General features: G+C 74.0%; 1 protein-coding gene. It reads left to right on the top strand.

Translation table 11 applies throughout. The features are described 5' to 3' along the window. Positions 1–284 precede the first annotated feature (284 nt). Positions 285–2,605: VIT domain-containing protein (locus KBB57_RS20070; RefSeq protein ID WP_290754188.1), on the top strand; the 2,321-nt coding region annotated here is incomplete at its 3' end.

Raw genomic sequence — 2,605 nt, 5'->3', positions numbered from 1 at the left:
TCGCCGCCCTGCGCTCGCTCTGAGCCCACGACCCGCGCCGGCGCCCGCGATCGCGGCCTGTCCCTTCGTACAGGTCCATGGCCTCGCCCGGTCCGCGCCGACCGTCGTTCACCGCGCACCAACCCCCGCCAACGCCGCCCGCGAGGCCCGACTTACACCCGTTGTTCGTGCGCCTGCGCGCGCATCCATGCACCCGCACGAGCGAGACCCGGCCGCGGATCACCGCGTTGACGGCCACCCGCGCGAGCCTCGATCTCCGCTACGCTCGCGAGTCTGGAGTCCTCATGCCCCGCATCCTCCCCGTCGTCCTCCTCAGCATCGCCAGCGTCACCAGCCTGTCCTGCACCGCCCGCCCGCAGAAGCCCGCGGTCGACGCCAGCGAGCCGGTCGGCGAGTGCTCGCTGCAATGGCGCGAGCCCGGCGAGCAAAGCGAGCCCGGCGCCGTCGTCTCGCCCGTCTCGTTGACCGCCGCCGACGGCACCGGCCTCGAGCTCATCTCCCTCCGCTCGCGCGCCGTCGTCGAGGACCCGCTGGCCTTCACCGAGCTGCACATGGTGTTCCAGAACCCGCAGGACCGCCAGATCGAGGGCCGCTTCGAGATCAACCTCCCCACCGGCGCCGCCATCTCGCGCTTCGCCATGCTGATCAACGGCCAGTGGCAGGAGGCCGAGGTCGTCGAGCTGCAGGCCGCCCGCCGCGCCTACGAAGACGCCCTCCACCGCCGCCAGGACCCCGCGCTGCTCGAGAAGAACGCCGGCAACCGCTTCTCCGCCCGCGTCTTCCCGATCCCGGCCCGCGCCGTCAAGGAGATCATCGTCTCCTACTCCGAGAACCTGCCGAGCAACGCCGAGCCCTACCGCCTGCTCCTGCGCGGCCTCCCGCAGCTGCGCGACCTCGACGTCGACGTCGTCGTCCCGCGCACCAGCGGCCCCGAGCACCTGACCCTGCGCGAGCAGAACTTCATGCCGCAGAAGGACCTCGAGCTGGCCACCGGCCGGCGCAGCGCCGAGGTCGGCCTCCGCTACGACCGCCTCGCCGTCGCCCGCGTCGCCCCCGACATCAAGCTCCCGGCCGAGCCGATCGGCGGCGTCACCCTGCTGTTCGACACCAGCGCCTCGCGGGCCGTCGACTTCAAGGGCCAGGTCGCCCGCCTCGGCCGCATCATCGCCGAGCTGCGCGCCGCCGCCGGCGTCGACTTCGACCTCCGCGTCCTCTGCTTCGACCAGGGCGTCGAGCAGGTGTTCGCCGGCAAGGCCAGCTCCTTCAGCGCCGACGCCCAGCAGGCGATCCTCCGCCGCAACGCCCTCGGCGCCTCCGACCTCACCGGCGCCCTCAAGTTCGTCGCCGAACACCCCGCCCGCCACGACCGCGTGCTCGTCGTCAGCGACGGCATCCTCACCGCCGGCGAGCTCGAGAAGGACCAGCTGCGCGCCGCCGCGGCCGCCCTCGCCACCGCCGGCGTGCGCCGCCTCGACGCCGTCGTCGACGGCGGCGTCCAGGACGAGGTCTCGCTCAAGCAGCTCACCAACGCCGGCCTCGAGCGCGACGGCATCGTCGTCAACGCCCGCCTGCCCGCCGCCCTGCTCGCCTCGCGCCTGGTCCGCGCCACCCGCAGCGGCCTCAAGGTCAGCGTCCCCGGGGCCACCTGGGTGTGGCCGGAGACCCTCGACGCCGTCCAGCCCGGCGACCAGGTGCTCGTGTTCGCCGACCTCCCGCCCGGCACCCCGATGCGCGTCGAGCTCGGCGACAAGGGCGAGGACAGCCGCGAGGTCCCGCTCAAGACCGCCGAGCGCCCGCTGCTCGAGCGCGCGTGGATCAAGGCCAACATCGACCGCCTCGGCGCCATGACCGACACCAGCGCCGCCGGCAAGGCCGACGCCCGCAAGCAGATCCTCGACCTCTCGGTCAAGTACCGCGTGCTCTCCGACTACACCGCCCTGCTCGTCCTCGAGACCGACTACGACTATCAGCGCTTCGGCATCGACCGCACCGCGCTCGCCGAGATCCTCACGATCGGCCCCGCCGGCATCACCACCATCGACCGCAGCCGCGTCCCCGACAAGAACATCGCCATGGTCCGCCCGATCGAGGACACGCCGACCCGGCGCCCCGAGGAACCTGGCCTTTTGGACAGCCTGTTCGGCGACGACAACACCGCGGACACCAAGACCGCCACCCGCGGCGCCACCAAGTCCGAGGCCCGCGCCGCGCCGATGCGCGACATGCTCCGCGAGGAGGCCAAGGCCGACCGCCCGAGCGACGGCCTCGCCCAGGAGGCCGACGGCCGCGCCTTCAACGGCGCCCCCGGCAACGCCGACCCCGCGAGCCCGATCGAGGCCCCGTCCGCCAACTTCGAGGCCGCGCCCCCGCCCCCCAGCACCGGCGCGGCCGCCGGCGGCGCGCCGATGCTCGAGGCCGCCGCCGAGCCCGCGGCCGCGCGCATCACCGTCGCCGACGAGGAGGACGACTCCCCGCGCATGAAGTCCCGGCCGATGCCCAAGCCCGCCGACAGCCGCCGCGACCGCGGCGACATCGCCCAGCCGACCATGCGCCTGCCCCGGCCGACGCCCGAGCCCGAGAGCCGCCCGATCGCCCCGATCGTCAA

It is taken from the genome of Amaricoccus sp. (genome assembly GCF_017993425.1).
Taxonomy (GTDB): domain Bacteria; phylum Pseudomonadota; class Alphaproteobacteria; order Rhodobacterales; family Rhodobacteraceae; genus Amaricoccus.
This window is presented reverse-complemented; position numbering and strand designations above follow the sequence as displayed.